This window comes from Flavobacterium marginilacus (assembly GCF_026870155.1).
GTDB lineage: Bacteria > Bacteroidota > Bacteroidia > Flavobacteriales > Flavobacteriaceae > Flavobacterium > Flavobacterium marginilacus.
In genome coordinates, this window is record NZ_CP113975.1 from 2,025,352 (window position 1) to 2,044,297 (window position 18,946).

Here is an 18,946-nt window from a genome sequence, read left to right on the forward strand (position 1 = left end):
AAAATTTGTTAATAAATCGGATAAATTTATGGTTGCTTTATGGCTGAAAAAATATTGAGAAAGCTTATATTAGCAGGATTTTTTAATACAAAATAATTTTAATTTAAGAATATATTTATGTCTGACGGAGAAAAGTTAATTCCAATTAACATTGAAGATGAAATGAAATCAGCTTACATCGATTATTCGATGTCAGTAATTGTCTCGAGAGCCCTTCCTGATGTAAGAGACGGTTTGAAACCAGTACATCGAAGAGTACTTTACGGAATGTATGATTTAGGAGTAACTTCAAGATCTGCCCACAAAAAATCTGCAAGAATAGTCGGGGAAGTTTTAGGAAAGTATCACCCTCATGGAGATACCTCAGTTTATGATGCAATGGTGCGTATGGCTCAAGAATGGAGTATGCGTTATTTATTGGTTGACGGACAGGGTAACTTTGGATCTGTAGATGGTGATAGTCCAGCAGCAATGCGTTATACAGAGGCTAGAATGAAAAAGATTTCGGAAGAAATCATGGCTGATATCGAAAAAGAAACAGTTGATTTCCAGCTTAACTTTGATGATACTTTATATGAGCCAAAAGTAATGCCGACAAGGGTTCCTACATTATTAATTAATGGTGCTACAGGAATCGCAGTAGGTATGGCAACAAATATGCCTCCTCATAATTTAACTGAAGTTATCAATGGTACATTGGCGTATCTTGATAATAATGATATTGAAGTTGATGAATTGATGAATTATATCAAAGCTCCGGATTTTCCAACAGGAGGTGTGATATATGGTTATGAAGGTGTTCGTGAAGCTTTTAAAACGGGTCGAGGTCGTATTGTCATGCGTGCCAAAGTTGGCTTTGAAGAAGTAGACGGAAGAGAATCAATCATTGTTACTGAAATTCCGTATCAAGTCAATAAAGCTGATATGATTAAACGTACAGCTGATTTGGTAAATGAGAAAAAAATAGAAGGTATTGCTAATATTCGTGACGAATCGGATAGAAATGGTATGCGTATCGTTTATATTCTGAAACGCGATGCAACGCCAAACGTTGTTTTGAATACCTTATATAAATACACGCAGTTACAATCTTCTTTTAGTGTAAATAATATTGCATTAGTAAACGGACGTCCTCAAATGCTGAATCTGAAAGATATGATTCATTATTTTATTGAGCACCGTCACGATGTAGTTGTCCGCAGAACACAGTTTGAATTGCGTAAAGCTGAAGAAAGAGCTCATATATTAGAAGGTTTAATTATTGCGTCAGATAATATTGATGAAGTTATTGCGTTAATTAGAGGGTCAAAAAATACCGAGGAAGCCCGTGATAAATTAATCGAGAGATTTAGTTTGTCTGATATTCAGGCAAGAGCGATTGTTGAAATGCGTCTGCGTCAGTTAACAGGTCTGGAGCAGGACAAATTAAGAGCTGAATTTGAAGAATTAATGAAGTTAATTGAGCATTTAAAAGCTTTATTAGCAGATGTTAATTTAAGAACGGCTTTAATTAAAGAAGAACTTGTTGAGATTCGTGATAAATATGGAGATGAGAGACGTTCGCAGATAGAATATTCCGGTGGAGATGTCAGTATTGAAGATTTAATTGCTGATGAAAATGTGGTAATTACTATTTCTCATGCAGGTTATATCAAACGTACAAACCTTACCGAATATAAAACACAGAATAGAGGAGGAGTAGGTCAAAAAAGTGCAGGAACTAGAGATCAGGATTTCTTGGAGCATATGTACGTGGCGACAAACCATCAGTATATGATGTTCTTTACTCAAAAAGGAAAATGTTTCTGGATGCGCGTTTATGAAATTCCGGAGGGAAGTAAAACTGCAAAAGGAAGGGCTATCCAAAACTTGGTAAATATTGAAAGTGATGATAAAGTAAAAGCTTTCATTTGTACACAAGACCTAAAAGACAAGGATTACATCAATAGTCATAATCTTGTGATGGTAACTAAGCAGGGTCAGGTTAAGAAAACTTCTTTAGAGAAATATTCTAAACCAAGGGTAAATGGTGTTGCTGCTATTACTATAAAAGAAGGTGATGAACTTTTAGGAGCTCAGTTAACTAATGGTGAAAGTCAGATTATTTTGGCTGTTAAATCTGGAAAATTAGTTCGTTTTGAGGAAACTAAGACACGTCCGATGGGAAGAACAGCTTCTGGAGTGCGAGGAATTACATTAAAAGATGATACTGATGAAGTAATTGGTATGGTTACTGTTGATAAAAACGATATTAATGATTCTCAGATTTTAGTGGTAACTGAAAATGGTTATGGAAAACGTACCAAATTAGTTGACGAAGACGGTGAAGATGTTTACAGAATTACAAACCGTGGAGGTAAAGGTGTGAAAACACTTAATATTACTGAAAAAACTGGGAAACTAATTTCTATTAATGCTGTTACTGATGCTGATGATTTGATGATTATCAATAAATCTGGATTAACAATAAGAATGGCTATTGAAGATTTACGTGTAATGGGACGTGCTACGCAAGGAGTTCGATTGATTAACTTAAAAGGTAAAGATTCAATTGCAGCCGTTACAAAAGTTATGAAAGATGATGTTGAGGAAGTTGTTGTTGATGAAGACGGTAATGTTATTGAATCTGCTATTGAAAGGGTCAAGCCGGATTTAGAAGTTCTTGAAGATGATGGTTCAGTAGATGAAGACGAGGATGAGGAGGAGACTGATGTGGAATTGGAAGAAAATGAAGATGATGATTCTGATGAGGACAAATAAATAATTAAAGTAATTTTAAACATTGGTACTTTATGATAAAAATCATTAAGGATCAATGTTTTTCTTATTAATTTTGAATTTAAATTAAAAACTATAAATATGAAAAGTAGATATGTAATAATTGCGTCAGCATTATTTTTATCAGTAACGAGTTTTGCTCAAAAAAATGAAATTAAAGCTGCGGAAAAATTATTAAAAGATGGTAAGTCTGAGGAGGCAATTGCAACTTTGACGGCTGCTGAATATTTAACGGCTAATGCTCCTGATGCTGAAAAGGCACAGTTCTTATTTGTAAAAGGTAATGCGTATTATGATTTATCTAATAAAAAAGTAGATACAGATAAGAATTTGATTTTGGCAGCAAAAGCTTATCAGGAATTAATTGAGGCTGAAAAAGTTTCAGGTAAAGCAAAGTATTCTTCACAAGCGGTGGTTTCGGTTACTCAGATTAAAGGGAAATTGGTTAATGCGGCAATTGAAGATACTAAAGTTAATAAAGATGCAGAAGGTGCAGAAAAACTATACCAGGCTTATTTGTTGGAGAAAAAAGATACAATCAATCTTTACTATGCAGCTTCAACTTTTGTAAATGCAAAAGAATATGACAAGGCTCTTAAACTTTACGAAGAATTAAAAGTTTTAAATTATTCAGGAAAAGCAACTTATTATTATGCTGTTAACAAAGTAAATAATCAAGAAGATTTTTTTAATACTGCTGCTGATAGAGATAGAATGGTTAAGATGGGAACCCATGAAAAACCAAGAACTGAAAATGTTCCTTCTAAAAGAGGTGAGATATACAAAAATGTTGCTTTGATTTATGTTCAGCAAGGAAAAGTTGATGAAGCTAAGAAGGCTGTTTCTGATGCTAGAAAAGCGAATCCAGAAGATAGTTCATTGTTGTTAACTGAAGCTAATTTATATCTTGAGACCAAAGATATGGATACTTATAAAAAGTTAATTTCTGAAGCTGTAGAAAGGAATCCAAATGATGTTGATTTGATATTTAATCTTGGTGTAATAAGTGCTCAAGCAAAAAATTCAAGTGAAGCTGAAAAGTTTTATAATAAGGTTATAGAATTAAACCCAAAATACACTAATGCTTATATTAATATGGCAGCGATGAAGTTAGAAGATGAAAAAAACATCATTGATGCAATGAATAAGTTAGGTACTTCTGCTGATGACACTAAGAAATATAATGTTTTGAAAAAGAAAAGGGAAGACTTGTTTAAAAGTACTATTCCTTACTTGCAAAAAGCGGTTGAGCTGGATCCTAGTAATCCAGATGTTTCAAAAACATTGCTGAATGTTTATAGTGCTCTAGAAATGACTGCAGAATACAAAGCTTTAAAAGCTAAAATGTAGACTCTGTTTTCTAATAATAAGAATGAAGTCCCGCCTGATATCAGAGCGGGATTTTTTTTTGGGGATACATATTGTTTTTATAGTGGGTGGATTCAACATATAAATGCAACAGTATTCAATTTATTGATTTTTTCGGCGAAAATTTCATTAGGTGTTTTATAGCCAAATCTTTTTCTGGGTCTGTTGTTTAATGTATTAACTACTGTTTTTATTTGTTGTTCTTCGATGTTTTCAAAGTTAGATTTTTTAGGAAAATATTGTCTTATTAATCCGTTTAAATTTTCATTGGCTCCTCGTTCCCAGCTATGGTAGGGTTTGGCAAAATAATAATCGATATCTAAATCTTCTGCAATGGCCCGATGATTGGCAAATTCCTTTCCATTATCCGAAGTAATGGTCTTGATTATTGGTTTCCAATCTTTCAATAATTCAATTGTTTTCTGCTGTATTGCACTAGCTTCTTTGCTTTCTACTTTTCCCATAAAAAGTATTCCAGAGGCTCTGTCATTGATAGTTAGTAACGCTCCTTTGTGATTCTTACCAATGACCAAATCAATCTCTAAATCGCCCAATCTACTTTTCTTTTCTACAATCTTTGGACGCTCGCTAATATCGACCCTACCAATAATAAGTCCTCTTTTATCCTTTAAATGTCCTCTTTTTTTATACTTTTTACCCTTGGTCCTAAGATGTTTATATAAGAGTCCTCCTTTGCGTTTATTTTCCCAAATATATTGATAGATTCTTTCTTTAGAAACCATTGCTCTTTTGTCAATTTTTGCTCTGCCAACAATTTGTTCAGGACTGTAATCTTGCTTTAAATAAAACAAAATATTTGCTTCAACTTCTGAGGTTAAAGTGCATTTTTTGATCTTAACCTTATGCCTGTTTAAAGCTTTTTTATCCGCCAAAACAGCTTTATAAACACCACTTCTTTGATCAGAATTACGTTTTATTTCTCGAGAAATAACTGATTTGTTTTTATCTACCAATTCAGCAATTTCGGAAATACTGATACCGGCATTTCTATATACTTCTATTTTGTATCTTTGTTCTAACGTTAAATGTGCCATCTATTTTGAGTGTTGCAACCCAAAGATATGATGATTTTTTCGCCAACTCTAGTGTTATTCTTTTGACCTAGGTCAAAAGAATAACACTAGAGTTTTTTTTCACGTTGCATTTATTACTTGAATCTAAGGTGTGATAAGTGATTTGTGTTAAATTTATTTCATGTTTTTATGATGAATAAGCGTTTAATAAATAAAAATAAAGATTTAAAAATAAATTTTTTATTATGTTTACGAAATCGTTATAATTAATTTAAAAAATTGTTTAAAAAATACTTGTGTTATCAATTTTTAATTTTATTTTAGAGGCAAATTAAAAATTCGATAAAAAAATGCAATAAAAAAAACGTTGTAAATTATATATTGTTAAAAAAAATAAATTTTTCTGAATTGCAAAAGTTTTAAATAATGTGAATGTTTAATCTTAATAATTGTAAAGTATGATAAAAAACTACGTTTCATAATTGATACCCTCTATCAGCTAAAATTTGGATTTAAATAATTGTTATTTCTGTAATGTCAATTTCAGTTTAGAAATGATTTATTACTTTTTAAATCTAAAAAACCAAAATCTATAATAATCTTAAACCTAACCTAATGAAAAGAAAATTTGTAATACTATCAATGGTGTTATTGATAAATGTTTGTGTTAATGCCCAAAAAGGACAAATAAAAGAAGCTCAATCTGTTTTTGCGAGCGGTAAATCTCAAGACGCGCTAGGAATTCTAAAAAAGACAGAATATCTTATTGTTAATGCAAATGATGAAGATAAGTCTGATTTTTATTTTTTGAAAGGAAATGTATTGAAGGATTTAGCAGCAAAAAATATTGATCCTGCTAATAATTTTGCATTAGCTTCTGAAGCTTATCAGGAATTGATTAAGGCTGAAAATGAAGGGGGAAAGTATAAATTTACTTTGCAGGCTAATACTGCATTAAAGGAGATGAAATCTAAGTTGGTTAATGGTGCTGTAGATGATTTTAAAAATGGAAAGTATAAAGAAAGTGCCGAAAAGAGCTATAAAGTTTATTTGTTTGATAAAAGAGATACTTTGAATTTATTTAATGCGGCTGCGGCCTCTATGGTGGCTAAGGATTATGAATCTTCTATAAAGTATTACGAGGAATTAAGAAAAATAAATTATTCTGGAAAAAGAATAATTTATTACGCAACAAATAAAAAGACTAAAGAGGAGGATGCGTTTGTTTCTGCAGGGGCTAGAGATTCAGGAATTCTAGCGGCTCTTTATGAAAAGCCTAGAGATGAATTTTCTCCTTCAAAAAGATTAGAGATCAACAAGAATCTGGCTTATATTTATTTGTCAAAAAATGATTTTGAGAAATCTGAAATCTGTTATAATAAAGTAGTGGAATTAGATCCTAAATACATAGATGCTTATATCAATTTAGCTTATGGTAAATTGGAATCAAAAAAAGTATATGTTGATCAAATGTCAGCTCTTGGTAATACACCAAAAGAAATGGAGCAATATGACCAATTAAAAATTAAAAAAGATAATTTGGTTAAAAGTGCAATACCATATTTACAGAAAGCATTGTCTATTGATCCAAAAAACCAAGATGTTATTAAATCTTTGTTAAGTGTTTACCGCTCGTTAGATATGACTAATGAATATAATGCTCTTAAAGCAACAATGTAGAGTGTAAATGATAGGTTTTTTTAGAGTTTTCTAGAAAAAAAAATATCAATTTAAAGCCATTATTCGATGAATATTAGAATATTTCATTGAGTAATGGTTTTTTATTTGGATCAGTTTAAAGAGTTTATAAGTCAGAAAGAACTTTAGGATATGTTTGAAAAAAATGCGGCTATGAAGGTGTGGAGTAATTTGTCTAAATTATTTTTTTAATTACTCTAAGTTTATGGGTGTGTTTGTTGTTTTCGGCATTGTAAATTCCTAAATGGTCTAAGCGGTCAATTCGTACTTTTCCGCTTGCATGGATAATATAATTGTTTTCCATTATGATTCCGACATGTGTAATGTTACCTTCGTCGTTGTCAAAAAAAGCTAAATCACCAGGTTCGCTTTCTTCTATAAAACTTAAAGCTTCCCCTTGAGTTGCTTGCTGCGATGCATCTCTCAGTAATTTATAGCCATTAAGTTTGTATGTCATTTGTGTAAATCCTGAACAATCAATTCCAAAAGGAGTTTTTCCGCCCCATAAATAAGGTGCATTCAAATACATAAAGGCAGTAGTGAGGATGCTGTTTTTGGGTTTTGTGCCACTTGTTTTTGTGCCTTCAAAATCAAAATTGTTTTTATTTATTTCTGGATAATTTAAAAATGATAAAGAAGATCCAAGCGGTATTGGAATTAATAAATTAGATGGAGCTAGGATATACTCTATGAGATCAGCATTCAAAATTATGGCATCTGAAGAAAGCTGTGTATAGTTTGATTCGGTAATTATTTGAAATTGTTTTGTATCTATCCAGCCTTCGTAATGGTCAAATTGTGTTTTAATGTGACTCCATTGTTTGTATTGTTCCAAAACTTCAAAATGCTCTCCAAATAGAATTTGGGAAACAATTTCACTTTTATCACTGGCTTCAGCCCGAAGTGGAATCATGGCTAGATTACAAATTCCAAACATTTATATAAATTAGTTTAAAAATAAATACGAATCAAAAATGACTGTAAAAATAGTGATTTTCAATTCGTATTATTTAATTATTTTCTATTATTTGGATGCTTATGAAATATTTCTTTCTATAATTAAAGCAGATGCACCGCCGCCACCATTACAAATAGCTGCCGCGCCATATTTTGCATTATTTTGTTCTAAAATATTTAATAAAGTAACGATAATACGCGTTCCGGAACAGCCAAGCGGATGTCCTAGTGAAACTGCACCTCCGTTAATGTTTACTTTTTCATTGTCTAATCCAAGTATTTTTGAGTTTGCTAATCCAACTACTGAAAAAGCTTCATTGAATTCGAAATAATCAATTTCGTCTAAAGTTAGATTGGCTTTTGCCAAAGCTTTAGGAAGTGCTTTTGCAGGGCTTGTTGTGAACCATTTTGGTTCTTGAGCAGCATCGGCATATCCTTTTATAAATGCTAATGGTTTTAAACCTAATGAAGCTGCTTTTTCTTCACTCATTAATATGATAGCTGCAGCACCGTCATTAATAGTTGATGCATTTGCGGCTGTTACAGTTCCGTCTTTTGTAAATACAGCATTTAGAGTTGGAATTTTTTCTAATGTAACATTAGTAAATTCTTCATCTTTCGAAATGATAATTGGTTCACCTTTTCTTTGAGGAACAGCTACGGGTGTGATTTCGTTGCTGAATTTACCTTCGCTCCATGCTTTTGCAGAACGCTCATATGATTGAATAGCAAAATTATCTTGCTCTTCTCTTGTAATCTTGTATTCTGATGCACAAAGGTCAGCAGAAACCCCCATGGCATTATTGTCATAGGCGTCTGTTAGTCCGTCTTTTTGTAAGCCGTCTATCATTGTATTTGGACCAAATTTTGTTCCGCTTCTCAAATGCATATAATGAGGGATTAAGCTCATGTTTTCCATGCCTCCGGCAATTACAACCTCTGCATCGCCGCATTGAATTGCTTGTGCACCTAACATAACTGCTTTCATTCCTGATGCACAAACTTTGTTTACTGTGGTGCAGGCCACTTCATTGGGAAGTCCTGCGTAAATTGCAGCTTGACGGGCAGGAGCTTGGCCTATGCCGGCTTGAATAACATTGCCCATGAAAACTTCGTCCACTAAATTTGGGTCTAATTCTATTTTGTCTAATGCTCCTTTTATAGCGGCTGCTCCTAATTTTGGTGCAGTTACAGTAGATAATCCTCCCATAAAACTGCCGATAGGTGTTCTAACAGCAGAAACAATAACAACTCTTTTACTCATGTTTATTATTATGTTGATTTGTATAGCAAATTTAACCTCTTTTTTATAATATTAAAATTTTAATCTGGTTTATATTAGCATATATTTAATGAAATTGTGTTTTGTGATTTGTTTTTATATAAAAAATTAAATAAGTGACTGTTTGTTTTGGATTTATTGTAATTTGCAAGCGGTATATGATTTTTTAGGCCATGCTATAAAATTTTCTATTGTGTTTTTCTTTTAAATCTAATATTTTGCTTCTAAAATTAAAGTTTTGTCTAAACTGTTTAGGGAGGTGAGATTTTTTTGTTTTTTTATTGTTTGCTATATCTTTGATTGTGAAGTTATTTAGGTGAAAAGCTAAAAAAAAATAAAAAAATATGCAGAAATAGTTGTGAGAAACGTAAACATGTCTTAAGTTTGCAACCGCAAAACAGGACACGTTTCCTGAGGTTTTGGAGAGGTGCCAGAGCGGTAATGGAGCAGATTGCTAATCTGTCGACGGGTAACCGTCGCCAGGGTTCGAGTCCCTGTCTCTCCGCAATTTATTTGTAATTAAGAATCATAGCAAGATTCAATGTTTAGAACATTTTGACAAATAGATTCAGTTTTTTTCGGGGTGTAGCGTAGCCCGGTTATCGCGCCTGCTTTGGGAGCAGGAGGCCGCAGGTTCGAATCCTGCCACCCCGACAGATTAAAATAATGGACGCATAGCTCAGCTGGATAGAGCACCTGCCTTCTAAGCAGGCGGTCGAAGGTTCGAATCCTTCTGCGTTCACAGTGAACCCCCTCAATTTGAGTGGGTTTTTTGTTTTTACATGATTAAAATTTGAATTTTTGAATTTATTCTTGCTTTTTCTGCAATTCTTCCATATTAATCGTGATTTAAGGGATCAGGTGCAAAAGTTGGGGATTAGGCAAAAATATTAGATAATCTGAATAGAAAGAAATCTATCTTTCTTACACCTCTAAACTGACTTCTAAATGCTTTTATTTTGGCATTAAAAGATTCTGCAGAAGCATTGGTACTCCTGTTATCAAAGTAGTTTAAAATTGTCTGATAGTTAATAGTTACCGTATTGAGTAATATATTAAAGTTTTTAAACCCTGATTCTTCTACATTCCTGTACCAATGTGCTAGTTTTGTCATCGCAACGTGCTTGTCGTTGTTGTTATTGTAAATACCTCGAAGTTGTTGACTCAAACCGTAAGCTTTCTTTATATCTGGATATAATTCAAATAACAATTGCGCTCTCTCATTTTGGTGCTCAGTCCATTTTTCGCGAGATTTATAAAGTACATATCTGCTTCTTGCCAAAAGCTGTTTTAAGGAATCTCCATTAGGCAAGAGCTCCTGTATAAATGTTTTATTCTCTTTTTTGGCTTGCATTATCAATTGATTCTCAAGATCCATAGCTTCCCAGCGATGTTTGATTCTGATTTCTTGCATGGCTTCTAATGCTAATTTTTGAACATGGAATCTGTCAGTGACCTGTATTGCTTTTGGGAAGCATTTTTTGGAGATCAGTTTCATAGAATTAGCCATGTCCAGTGTTATCTCTTGAACACCACTTCTTTTTTTATAATCAATCTTACTGATGTGTTCTATGACTTGATCTGCCTTTGTTCCAGCAATAATAGCCACTAAGCAACCTTGTTTGCCTTTGAACTTCTTGTTGGTTACAATGGTGTAAAGCTCTCCCTGAGACAAAGCTACTTCATCAATCGATAAGTGTGTACCTATGTTTTCAGGGTAAAGAATCCACTGATGGGCATGTTCTCGTGGAGCCCAGGTATTAAAGGAGCTCAGGTGTTTTTTATACTGTCTTTGAAGTTTTTTTCCGTTGACCCCGAAAAACCTTCCGATGGTATGGCAGTCGGTGGCGCTGTTATCTATTGATTTCTTTTAAAAAAGCCGCAAACTCTTGAGTCATGCGGGTTCCTTTAGCAACTAAGGTCCAATCTCTTTTAAGGATTTCTCCATTGGTTTTATTAGTCCAACGACGTCTTTTGATATGTAAATACACAAACTTACCTCGTAGAGGGAAATCCTGAATGGTAATTTCATCCACAAATCCCTTTGATACTAATTCAAGTGTATCAAACTCTTTAGGGGCTTTGGCTTTTTCCTCAAAGTATAGGTGTAATATCTCCTGAGTTTCATTAGCAGAAACTACCTCAAAGTGGTCAACTAAAAAATCAGGCAGCATAAATTTCAAAAGGTCTATAGAAGTCATTACAAATTGTTAGAGCGACAAATTTCTAATTTTTTTTCGACATTTCCTCCCCAGACTTTGTTCTTGATCCGTAATTTGTCCATGGATTGAATAACGCTGAAAGCCTTATAAATGCAGGTTTTTAGTGGCATAAGTAATGCTTTTTTCTGCAATTGGTTCGAAATCCTTTCTCGATGACCTTAATGGATTCGAATCATTTCAAGTGTTTGTTTTTTCAGTGTCTTATTTATCGGTATCATATTAAAAAGGATTGAAGTAGCCAAATATTGATAGCTTTTATAAAAAAAAGGTCTAAAAAAGACATTTTTTAGGTACGAAGTTCGAACCACTATTTTCTCATTTTATGAGCACTTGAAAAGTTAAGATCCATTTTTAGATATCTTTTTAATCAAAAGAATTCCTCGAGGCTCTGCCTCGGGGTGATGCGCAAAGATTAGTATATTTGTTTGATGAGTGAACATATTTTCAAACGGCATAATAAAAGCTTGTTGCTTTATCATTTGGTTTGTCCGATAAAATATCGAAGAAATGTTTTATCGGAGGATGTAGAACTGAGTTTGGTAGAAGTTTGTAGAAATATTTCGGAACGATATGAAATTCATTTTGTTGAGATAGGAGCAGATGAAAATCATGTACATTTTTTGATACAAAGCGTGCCAAAGATTTCTGTTGAAATTATTGTCAGGACAGTAAAAAGTATTACAGCAAAAGAGCTCTTTCGTTTACATCCAGAAGTTAAAAGTAAGTTATGGGGAGGTAATTTTTGGACGAGTGGATATTATGTAAATACGGTTGGTCAGTATGGTAATGAGAATGTGATTCAGAAATACATTCAAAATCAAGGAGAAGAAAAGACTGTTTACAAATCGTTTAACAAAAATCAGCTACGGTTGTCTTTTGAGTAATGCGATACCTCGAGGCTCTGCCTCGGGGTAATTCATTTTTTATGCACTATAATATTTTCTGCGCATAATATTTAGCCAATCCTTTTTAATGATGAAAAACGCATCTTTATGTAGTAATGGGATTTAAAAATTCATAAATTTGAAGTCTAAGACCATTCTTTTATACTTAAATTTCAATTTTACTAAATGAAAATATTCAAGGATTTTAAATCATATAATCAGTCTATGGGTATGGAACTACCATTAGATAACGATATTGATGTAGGTTATTATGATCCACCAAAAATAATTTTGAGTTCTGAGCCCGTTGTTGTAGATTTTTACAGGATTTCAATCAAAATAAAATATAAAAGAAAATCAACTCCGGATGTTGACCCTGTTTCTGCAGTGTTTTTTAATACCCCCGATTTAATTATCGAACCTGGTTGGGATGCGGAACCAACTTACACTGGAATGTATTTACAGCTCTCGAAAAAAATCATTGATGAAAACAGGTTTTTATTCAAAACTTATTTAGATTATGGACAACATGAAGCGTTATATTTAACCGATGATGAAGTCGAAGAAGTGACCGCAGTCTTTAAATTAATGATTAAATATTATGAAAGTGAGATAAAACATTTTGGGGTTTTACTTTCGTATGTCAATGTACTTGTATCTTTGGTTGAAGCTTTTTATAAAAGGCAGTTTTCCACTAATCCCAAACAATACAATCGCGTTGTTACAGATTTTCAGCAAAGTTTGATTGACTACTATAATAAGCCTGTAAAACAGCTTCCAAACGTTCAGTATTTTGCGGATAAATTAGGATTAACGGCAAATTATTTGGGAGATATCCTAAAACATTTTACGAAAAAATCAGCTCTGGAGAATATCCACGAATTTGTTATTAAAAGAGCGAAGGAACTACTGGAGCAAAACAAGGAAATGAATACCACCGAAATTGCTTATGAATTAGGTTTTGAATATCCCAATTATTTTTCAAAATTCTTTAAAAAACTAGCAGGATTTAGCCCCAAAGACTATAGATTACAGCTTACCCAAAAGCTTCAACACTAATTAAAACGCCTTTACAAGAGGCGTTTTTTTATTATAAGTAATTTGTATCTTTTTTATAGGTAATCCGTTTCCGTTGATTGTTTTTTACAAGTGTAAATTTGTTGAGCAATTTTAAAAAAAAACATAAAATGAAAAACGATAATACTCTCAACAGCTCTGAAAATTCAAGACGGAAATTCTTTCAGCAAACAGCAATTGCCGGAGCAGGTTTAATGCTTACACCAAGCTTGATGACTGCATCTTCCGGCAATATTGAAATTAAGGAACAACACAATAATAAAAAGGAAAAAATGACTACAAGAAATCTTGGAAAGCTAAAAGTTTCAGCTTTAGGAGCAGGCTGTATGAGTATCAGTGCCAATTATGGTGCGCCTGCAAAAATAGAAGAAGGCATCAAAACACTTCGCAAAGCGTATGAAAGCGGTGTTACCTTTTTTGATACTGCCGAAGTTTACGGCCCTTATACAAACGAAAAATTGGTAGGCGAAGCATTAGCTCCATTTAGGGATAAAGTTTCTATTGCTACTAAATTTGGTTTTGAAATCGGTGCACCAAATATCACTTTAAACAGTAGACCTGAACACATCAAAAAAGTAGTTGAAGAATGTTTGAAACGTCTTAGAACCGATAGAATCGACCTTTTGTACCAACACCGTGTTGACCCAAATGTTCCAATTGAAGATGTTGCAGGTGCGGTAAAGGATTTAATCACATCTGGAAAAGTACTGCATTTTGGTTTATCGGAAGCAAATACTGAAACTATCCGCAAGGCACATTCGGTACAGCCAGTTTCTGCTATCCAGTCAGAATATTCATTTATGGAAAGAAGTGTGGAGAAAAATGGCGTTTTAGATTTATGCGAAGAATTGGGAATTGGTTTTGTTCCTTGGGGTCCTCTTGGTATGGGATATTTGGCAGGACAATTAAATGCACAAACTCCATTTGACACCAAACTAGATTTGCGTTCTGCTTTTGATCGTTTCACGCCCGAAGGATTAGCGGCTAATATGCCAATTGTAAATCTTCTTAATCGTTTTGCATCTAACAAAAATGCAACGGCTTCTCAGATTGCGCTGGCTTGGCTTTTGGCTAAAAAACCTTTTATCGTTTCTATTACAGGAACTAGGAATATCCCACATTTGAATGAAAACTTAGGTGCTTATGATGTCAAGTTAACACCTGTTGAATTTCAGGAATTGGAAACAGAATTTGCAAAACTGAAAGTTTACGGCGGAAGAATGAATGCTATGCAAATGACATTTTGCCAATAAGTTATTTGCTATGTTGAAATTAATTTTGACCTCAGATGATTTTGGCTTGAGTAGGATCTATAATGAGCAGATGCTAAAAATGCTTCAACTTAATTTATTATCTTCTGTATCGGTTATGGTTGATAGAGTATCTGAAGATCAAGCAAGCCAGATTGAAAGACTCCAAAGATTATATTCAACACAGCACTTCACTTTGGGTTTGCATTTGGAAATTGATGATAATGTGGATATAAAAAAATATCAAAGGCAGTGGGGAAATTTCGTCAAGATATTTGGTATAACACCAGATTATATAGATATTCACAAAGGGCAGCTGTATCCAACAAAAATAAATTCCATTGCTGAATTTTGTCTGCAAAAGAAAGTCAATTTTAGAAAATATATTGAAAACACAGTAAATGTTAAGAGTCCTAAAGAATCTTTTATTGCATCCTATTCAGAGTGGGATGATATAAAGGAGAGGCTTAATACATTAGATACAAATTCAATATATGAATTAGTATTTCACATTGGCATTTTTGATCCTACCAGCAAATCAAGCCTTAATAAGGAACGGGAACTGGATATTCAAAAACTAAAATTAATACATCAATATTTGGTGAATAAAAATATATCAGTAGCGAACTATAAAGATATTTAGGCTATCCAATAAAGGCTTTTTTGTTATATGTAATTTGTCTCCTTTTATATAGTACAAATAAACGCTCTCGTAATTAGAGCGTTTTCAACAAGTAAAATGTTTCTTTTTTAATAGTAATCCGTTTCCATCATCATAATTACCTGTCAGTATCTTTGTACTATAATTATAACATTAAAAAATATAAAAATATGTCAAATAGTAAAGTTTGGTTAATCACAGGAGCAAGTAGTGGAATAGGATTAGAAATCACCAAAGCAACACTTGCCGCAGGCAACAAAGTAATCGCCACTGGCAGAAATGCAGATAAAGTAGCAAAAGAACTTGGAGCATCTACCGATAATTTGTTGATCGTTCAAATGGATGTCACCAATACGGAAGAGATAAATACAGCCTTAGATGCAGCAATCGAAAAATTTGGGACTGTAGATGTGTTGGTTAATAATGCAGGCAGCTTTTATGCCGGTTATTTTGAAGAGCTCAGCCAAGCTCAAATGGAACGTCAATTTGCAGTTAATGTATTTGGACCAATGAATGTGACAAGAGCTGTTTTGCCAATTATGCGAAGCAATAAATCGGGACACATCATTACCGTTTCATCAACAGCAGGAATAGTAGGTTATGAACTGTGTACGGCTTATGCAGGATCTAAGTTTGCATTGGAAGGCTGGATAGAATCGTTACAATTAGAAGTTTCACAATTTGGTATCAATACCACTATAGTAAATCCAGGATTTTTCAGAACCAATTTATTGGAACCATCATCTACCATTTGGAATGACTTAAACATTGAAGATTACGCAGAACGTATCGCAATGCTTCGTCCAGGATGGCAAGCAATGAGCGGTACTCAAGGTGGAGATCCTGCAAAATTAGCAGCAGGTTTACTTACTATAGCGGGCGAGGCAACTCCTCCAAAACGTTGGTTTGCTGGTGCAGACGCTATTGCAGAAACAGAAAGAAAGATCAAACAATTACAGGAAGAAATTGAATCCCACAGGGAACTATCTTCTTCATTGGCAATTGAGGAATAAGTAATTAAAATTTTTATCAATGAAATTGTATAAAGACATAGCATCGTTTAATGAATATTTGGGTTTGCCAAAACCTTTAGACAATGATATCGATATTGGCTATTACGATATTTCTACAATGCGTCTGAAATCAGAACCTGTATCGATTGATTTTTACAGGATAGCAATCAAGAGCAATTTCATTGATAAATCTGTTTCTGGTTATGATAAAGCAACTACCCAACCAGTAACTGCAGTATTTTTTAACAGTCCCGACGTTTCCAATGGATGGGATATTGAACCTACATTTAATGGAATATATCTGCAATTTTCTAAGCAACTCATTGATGAAAATCGCTTTCTTTTCAAAAATTATTATAATTATGGAGAACACGAGCCTTTACTTCTGATTGAAAAAGAAGAGCAGGAAATCAGGACTATTTTTGCTTTGATGCTGAAATATTATGAATATAAAAAAGATAATTTTACGGTACTGATTTCTTATATTCACGTGATGGTTTCGCTTGTAGAATCATTTTACAAAAGACAGTTTTCTACAAATATTAAACAATACAGTCCAATTGTATCGGAGTTTCAGCAGTTGCTAACGGGGTATTACAATCAACCGGCTAATCAGATTCCTACCGTTCAGTTTTTTGCTGATAAAATGGGTTTAACGCCAAATTATTTGGGAGATATTATCAAGCAGATTACAAAGAAAACGGCAATCGAAAATATTCACGAGGCAGTAATGGCAAAAGCAAAAGAACTTCTTGAGAAGCGCGATGATTTGAATACCACAGAGATAGCTTATTTGCTGGGATTTGATTATCCCAACTATTTTTCAAAGTTTTTTAAAAAACAGATGATTGTTACGCCCAAGCAATACCGAATTCAATCTTTGGCTAAAATATAATGCTAAAAGCGTTCTGAAACTTCGGAACGCTTTTTTTGTAAAATAAATATTTCAACATTAAAAAAATAGAAAAAATGAATACAGAAATTCCAAAGATTAGTGATTTTCCAACAGGAGAAGAAAACACAGGATACGCACAATACTTTACAGGCAAATCTTATTTAGCGTCACTCACAACAAATAAAGATTTGAATGTTCCAATTTTTAACGTATCCTTTGAACCGGGTGCCAGAAACAATTGGCACACACACACAGGCGGGCAGATTTTAATCGTTGTTGGTGGCGAAGGATTATATCAGGAACGAGGTAATCCTGCAAGACTTATGAAGTCGGGCGAAGTTGTAGAAATAGCTCCTAATGTAGAGCATTGGCACGGCGCAACAGTAGATAGCTGGTTTTCGCATCTAGGTATAGCGTGCAATCCAACAATCAATGAAAATATTTGGCTTGAACCTGTTACAGATGAAATTTATAGAGATGCAAATGCAAGCGTTAAACAATAGTAAAAGAAGTGATGAAGTAAGACATCACTTTTTTTTGATTAATAATATTCATAAAATGATTTTTTCATCCGTAAAATGTTTCTTTTTTATTGGTAATCTGTTTCTGCCAGTTGGTGTGATACCATCTAATTTTGTGTTATCAAATTAATCAATTTTATAAGAATCAATATGAACAAAATAATCACGGCATCAATAGCAATTTGTTTTGCATTTGCCTCAATGCTTTCTTCAGCTCAGGTCAAAACACCTACAACCGCAAAGCATTACTTTGTAATAGCAAATTATGATGTGAAAGACCGAGCACTTTACAATCAATATAATGAGGTTGCAAGTTCGTTTGTTACAAAGAGTAATGGAAAAGTAATTGTTTACAATGAAAATCCATCAGTGCTGGAAGGAAAACCTGGGGCTTTGATTGCCATTGCAGAATTTCCAACCCTTGCCGATGCCGAAAGCTTCTACAACTCAAAGGAATATAATGTTGCCAAAAAGCTTAGAATTAAAGCCACAGAAGGCTGGGTAATACTTACAGAAGGTAATGCTACTGATGCTTTTACATCAAATCAGCCGAGGGCATACCAATTTATAAACTACACGATAAAAGACCGAACGGTTTATAATAAGTATTTGAAAGCCACAACTGGACTTGGCAAAAAATATGGTGCAAAATTTTTTATTTTCAATGAAAAACTGACGGTACTGGAAGGTCATCCTGAAACGGTTCTTGGTGTGGCAGAGTTTGCAGGTATTGCGGAAGCAGAAAAGTTTTATAATTCACCAGAATATACTTCCGCCAGACAATTACGTCTTGCATCCACAAAAGGTTGGGCATTGCGAACTATTTCTTTAACACAAAGCAGTAAAATAATGGATATACAAGTCAATGCAAAAAACGCAGAATTTATCGATGGCATAGCGGAATTGATGGCGCATTCTATCCGTACGCCGATTTTGCATACGCCCGACCAATATGGAATGACGTATGAAGATATATTTTTCCCTGCGATAGATGGTGTAACATTGGAAGGATGGTTTATTCCTGCCAAAAATTCCAATAAATTAATCATCTGCAATCATCCGATGCCTGCCAACCGTTCCGGCTATCCTGGTCATTTGGACCCGTGGAAAATTTTTGGAGGTTTTGAAGTCAATTTTTTACCAGAATACAAAATTTTGCACGACGCTGGCTACAATATCATTGCGTATGATATGCGTAATCACGGACGTAGCGGTGCAGGAAATGGCGGTATTGTAGCACACGGCATCGTAGAATATCGCGATGTTATTGGCTCATTGCGTTATGCCTTTACTTTGTAAAAGCATA

At 33.7% G+C, this 18,946-nt stretch carries 16 protein-coding genes and 3 tRNA genes; 14 read left to right on the forward strand and 5 right to left on the reverse strand.

Features of this window, described 5'->3' with window-relative positions; all coding sequences use genetic code 11:
- Positions 1–117 precede the first annotated feature (117 nt).
- Together gyrA and OZP07_RS08630 are read left to right on the forward strand one after the other, a co-directional pair.
- Positions 118–2,760 (forward strand): DNA gyrase subunit A, encoded by a 2,643-nt coding sequence (gyrA, locus tag OZP07_RS08625; RefSeq protein ID WP_281638005.1) that lies wholly within the window; start codon positions 118–120, stop codon positions 2,758–2,760.
- Positions 2,761–2,859: 99 nt separating this feature from the next.
- Complete coding sequence (locus OZP07_RS08630) at positions 2,860–4,128, forward strand: tetratricopeptide repeat protein (RefSeq protein ID WP_281638006.1); 1,269 nt, start codon at positions 2,860–2,862, stop codon at positions 4,126–4,128.
- A 92-nt stretch (positions 4,129–4,220) separates the two neighbouring features.
- On the opposite strand, the gene OZP07_RS08635 is transcribed toward OZP07_RS08630, so the two are convergent.
- Positions 4,221–5,201, reverse strand: coding sequence for an IS30 family transposase (locus tag OZP07_RS08635; RefSeq protein ID WP_281635297.1), 981 nt, complete (start codon positions 5,199–5,201; stop codon positions 4,221–4,223).
- A 594-nt stretch (positions 5,202–5,795) separates the two neighbouring features.
- Between OZP07_RS08635 and OZP07_RS08640 the strand changes: the two genes are divergently transcribed.
- Complete coding sequence (locus tag OZP07_RS08640) at positions 5,796–6,860, forward strand: tetratricopeptide repeat protein (protein WP_281638007.1); 1,065 nt, start codon at positions 5,796–5,798, stop codon at positions 6,858–6,860.
- A 193-nt stretch (positions 6,861–7,053) separates the two neighbouring features.
- On the opposite strand, the gene OZP07_RS08645 is transcribed toward OZP07_RS08640, so the two are convergent.
- Positions 7,054–7,815, reverse strand: coding sequence for a C40 family peptidase (locus OZP07_RS08645; protein ID WP_194641242.1), 762 nt, complete (start codon positions 7,813–7,815; stop codon positions 7,054–7,056).
- Positions 7,816–7,914: 99 nt separating this feature from the next.
- Positions 7,915–9,099, reverse strand: coding sequence for an acetyl-CoA C-acyltransferase (locus OZP07_RS08650; RefSeq protein WP_281638008.1), 1,185 nt, complete (start codon positions 9,097–9,099; stop codon positions 7,915–7,917).
- Positions 9,100–9,538: 439 nt separating this feature from the next.
- On the opposite strand from OZP07_RS08650, the gene OZP07_RS08655 reads away from it, so the two are divergent.
- The 3 genes from OZP07_RS08655 (at position 9,539) to OZP07_RS08665 (ending at position 9,859) form a co-directional block, all read left to right on the forward strand.
- Positions 9,539–9,622: transfer RNA gene (locus OZP07_RS08655), tRNA-Ser, on the forward strand.
- A gap of 74 nt (positions 9,623–9,696) precedes the next feature.
- Positions 9,697–9,771 (forward strand) — tRNA-Pro (locus OZP07_RS08660).
- Positions 9,772–9,785: 14 nt separating this feature from the next.
- Positions 9,786–9,859: transfer RNA gene (locus OZP07_RS08665), tRNA-Arg, on the forward strand.
- Between the two features lie 135 nt (positions 9,860–9,994).
- On the opposite strand, the gene OZP07_RS08670 is transcribed toward OZP07_RS08665, so the two are convergent.
- Both OZP07_RS08670 and OZP07_RS08675 read right to left on the reverse strand, forming a co-directional pair.
- The gene (locus OZP07_RS08670) at positions 9,995–10,978 is read right to left on the reverse strand and encodes an ISAon1 family transposase (protein ID WP_432419563.1); all 984 of its coding nucleotides are present in this window, start codon (positions 10,976–10,978) and stop codon (positions 9,995–9,997) included.
- Positions 10,971–11,318, reverse strand: coding sequence for an ISAon1 family transposase N-terminal region protein (locus tag OZP07_RS08675; protein WP_281635552.1), 348 nt, complete (start codon positions 11,316–11,318; stop codon positions 10,971–10,973). Before OZP07_RS08675 ends, OZP07_RS08670 begins: the two co-directional genes overlap by 8 nt.
- A gap of 449 nt (positions 11,319–11,767) precedes the next feature.
- On the opposite strand from OZP07_RS08675, the gene tnpA reads away from it, so the two are divergent.
- From tnpA to OZP07_RS08715, 8 genes are all read left to right on the forward strand, one after another.
- A complete protein-coding gene (gene tnpA / locus OZP07_RS08680) occupies positions 11,768–12,223 on the forward strand; it encodes an IS200/IS605 family transposase (RefSeq protein ID WP_194644296.1) in 456 nt (151 codons plus the stop codon).
- 186 nt (positions 12,224–12,409) lie between these two features.
- Positions 12,410–13,282, forward strand: a complete 873-nt coding sequence (locus OZP07_RS08685) for a helix-turn-helix domain-containing protein (RefSeq protein ID WP_281638009.1) — start codon at positions 12,410–12,412, stop codon at positions 13,280–13,282.
- Positions 13,283–13,410: 128 nt separating this feature from the next.
- Entirely contained in the window at positions 13,411–14,553 is a 1,143-nt protein-coding gene (locus OZP07_RS08690; protein ID WP_281638010.1) for an aldo/keto reductase, read from the forward strand.
- 10 nt (positions 14,554–14,563) lie between these two features.
- A complete protein-coding gene (locus OZP07_RS08695; RefSeq protein ID WP_281638011.1) occupies positions 14,564–15,193 on the forward strand; it encodes a ChbG/HpnK family deacetylase in 630 nt (209 codons plus the stop codon).
- 188 nt (positions 15,194–15,381) lie between these two features.
- Positions 15,382–16,224 carry an SDR family NAD(P)-dependent oxidoreductase gene (locus tag OZP07_RS08700; protein ID WP_281638012.1) on the forward strand — a complete coding sequence of 281 codons (843 nt, stop codon included), beginning with the start codon at positions 15,382–15,384 and terminating at the stop codon, positions 16,222–16,224.
- A 19-nt stretch (positions 16,225–16,243) separates the two neighbouring features.
- On the forward strand, positions 16,244–17,119 hold the full coding sequence (locus OZP07_RS08705) for a helix-turn-helix domain-containing protein (protein WP_281638013.1): 876 nt from the start codon (positions 16,244–16,246) through the stop codon (positions 17,117–17,119).
- Between the two features lie 74 nt (positions 17,120–17,193).
- On the forward strand, positions 17,194–17,622 hold the full coding sequence (locus tag OZP07_RS08710; RefSeq protein ID WP_281638014.1) for a cupin domain-containing protein: 429 nt from the start codon (positions 17,194–17,196) through the stop codon (positions 17,620–17,622).
- Positions 17,623–17,790: 168 nt separating this feature from the next.
- Positions 17,791–18,939, forward strand: coding sequence for a DUF1330 domain-containing protein (locus OZP07_RS08715; protein ID WP_281638015.1), 1,149 nt, complete (start codon positions 17,791–17,793; stop codon positions 18,937–18,939).
- Positions 18,940–18,946: the final 7 nt, after the last annotated feature.

Bases quoted from the DNA above. Each gene is read 5' to 3' on its own strand.
- gyrA (WP_281638005.1), top strand. From the start codon at position 118: ATGTCTGACGGAGAAAAGTTAATTCCAATTAACATTGAAGATGAAATG.
- OZP07_RS08630 (WP_281638006.1), top strand. From the start codon at position 2,860: ATGAAAAGTAGATATGTAATAATTGCGTCAGCATTATTTTTATCAGTA.
- OZP07_RS08635 (WP_281635297.1), bottom strand. From the start codon at position 5,201: ATGGCACATTTAACGTTAGAACAAAGATACAAAATAGAAGTATATAGA.
- OZP07_RS08640 (WP_281638007.1), top strand. From the start codon at position 5,796: ATGAAAAGAAAATTTGTAATACTATCAATGGTGTTATTGATAAATGTT.
- OZP07_RS08645 (WP_194641242.1), bottom strand. From the start codon at position 7,815: ATGTTTGGAATTTGTAATCTAGCCATGATTCCACTTCGGGCTGAAGCC.
- OZP07_RS08650 (WP_281638008.1), bottom strand. From the start codon at position 9,099: ATGAGTAAAAGAGTTGTTATTGTTTCTGCTGTTAGAACACCTATCGGC.
- OZP07_RS08675 (WP_281635552.1), bottom strand. From the start codon at position 11,318: ATGACTTCTATAGACCTTTTGAAATTTATGCTGCCTGATTTTTTAGTT.
- tnpA (WP_194644296.1), top strand. From the start codon at position 11,768: ATGAGTGAACATATTTTCAAACGGCATAATAAAAGCTTGTTGCTTTAT.
- OZP07_RS08685 (WP_281638009.1), top strand. From the start codon at position 12,410: ATGAAAATATTCAAGGATTTTAAATCATATAATCAGTCTATGGGTATG.
- OZP07_RS08690 (WP_281638010.1), top strand. From the start codon at position 13,411: ATGAAAAACGATAATACTCTCAACAGCTCTGAAAATTCAAGACGGAAA.
- OZP07_RS08695 (WP_281638011.1), top strand. From the start codon at position 14,564: ATGTTGAAATTAATTTTGACCTCAGATGATTTTGGCTTGAGTAGGATC.
- OZP07_RS08700 (WP_281638012.1), top strand. From the start codon at position 15,382: ATGTCAAATAGTAAAGTTTGGTTAATCACAGGAGCAAGTAGTGGAATA.
- OZP07_RS08705 (WP_281638013.1), top strand. From the start codon at position 16,244: ATGAAATTGTATAAAGACATAGCATCGTTTAATGAATATTTGGGTTTG.
- OZP07_RS08710 (WP_281638014.1), top strand. From the start codon at position 17,194: ATGAATACAGAAATTCCAAAGATTAGTGATTTTCCAACAGGAGAAGAA.
- OZP07_RS08715 (WP_281638015.1), top strand. From the start codon at position 17,791: ATGAACAAAATAATCACGGCATCAATAGCAATTTGTTTTGCATTTGCC.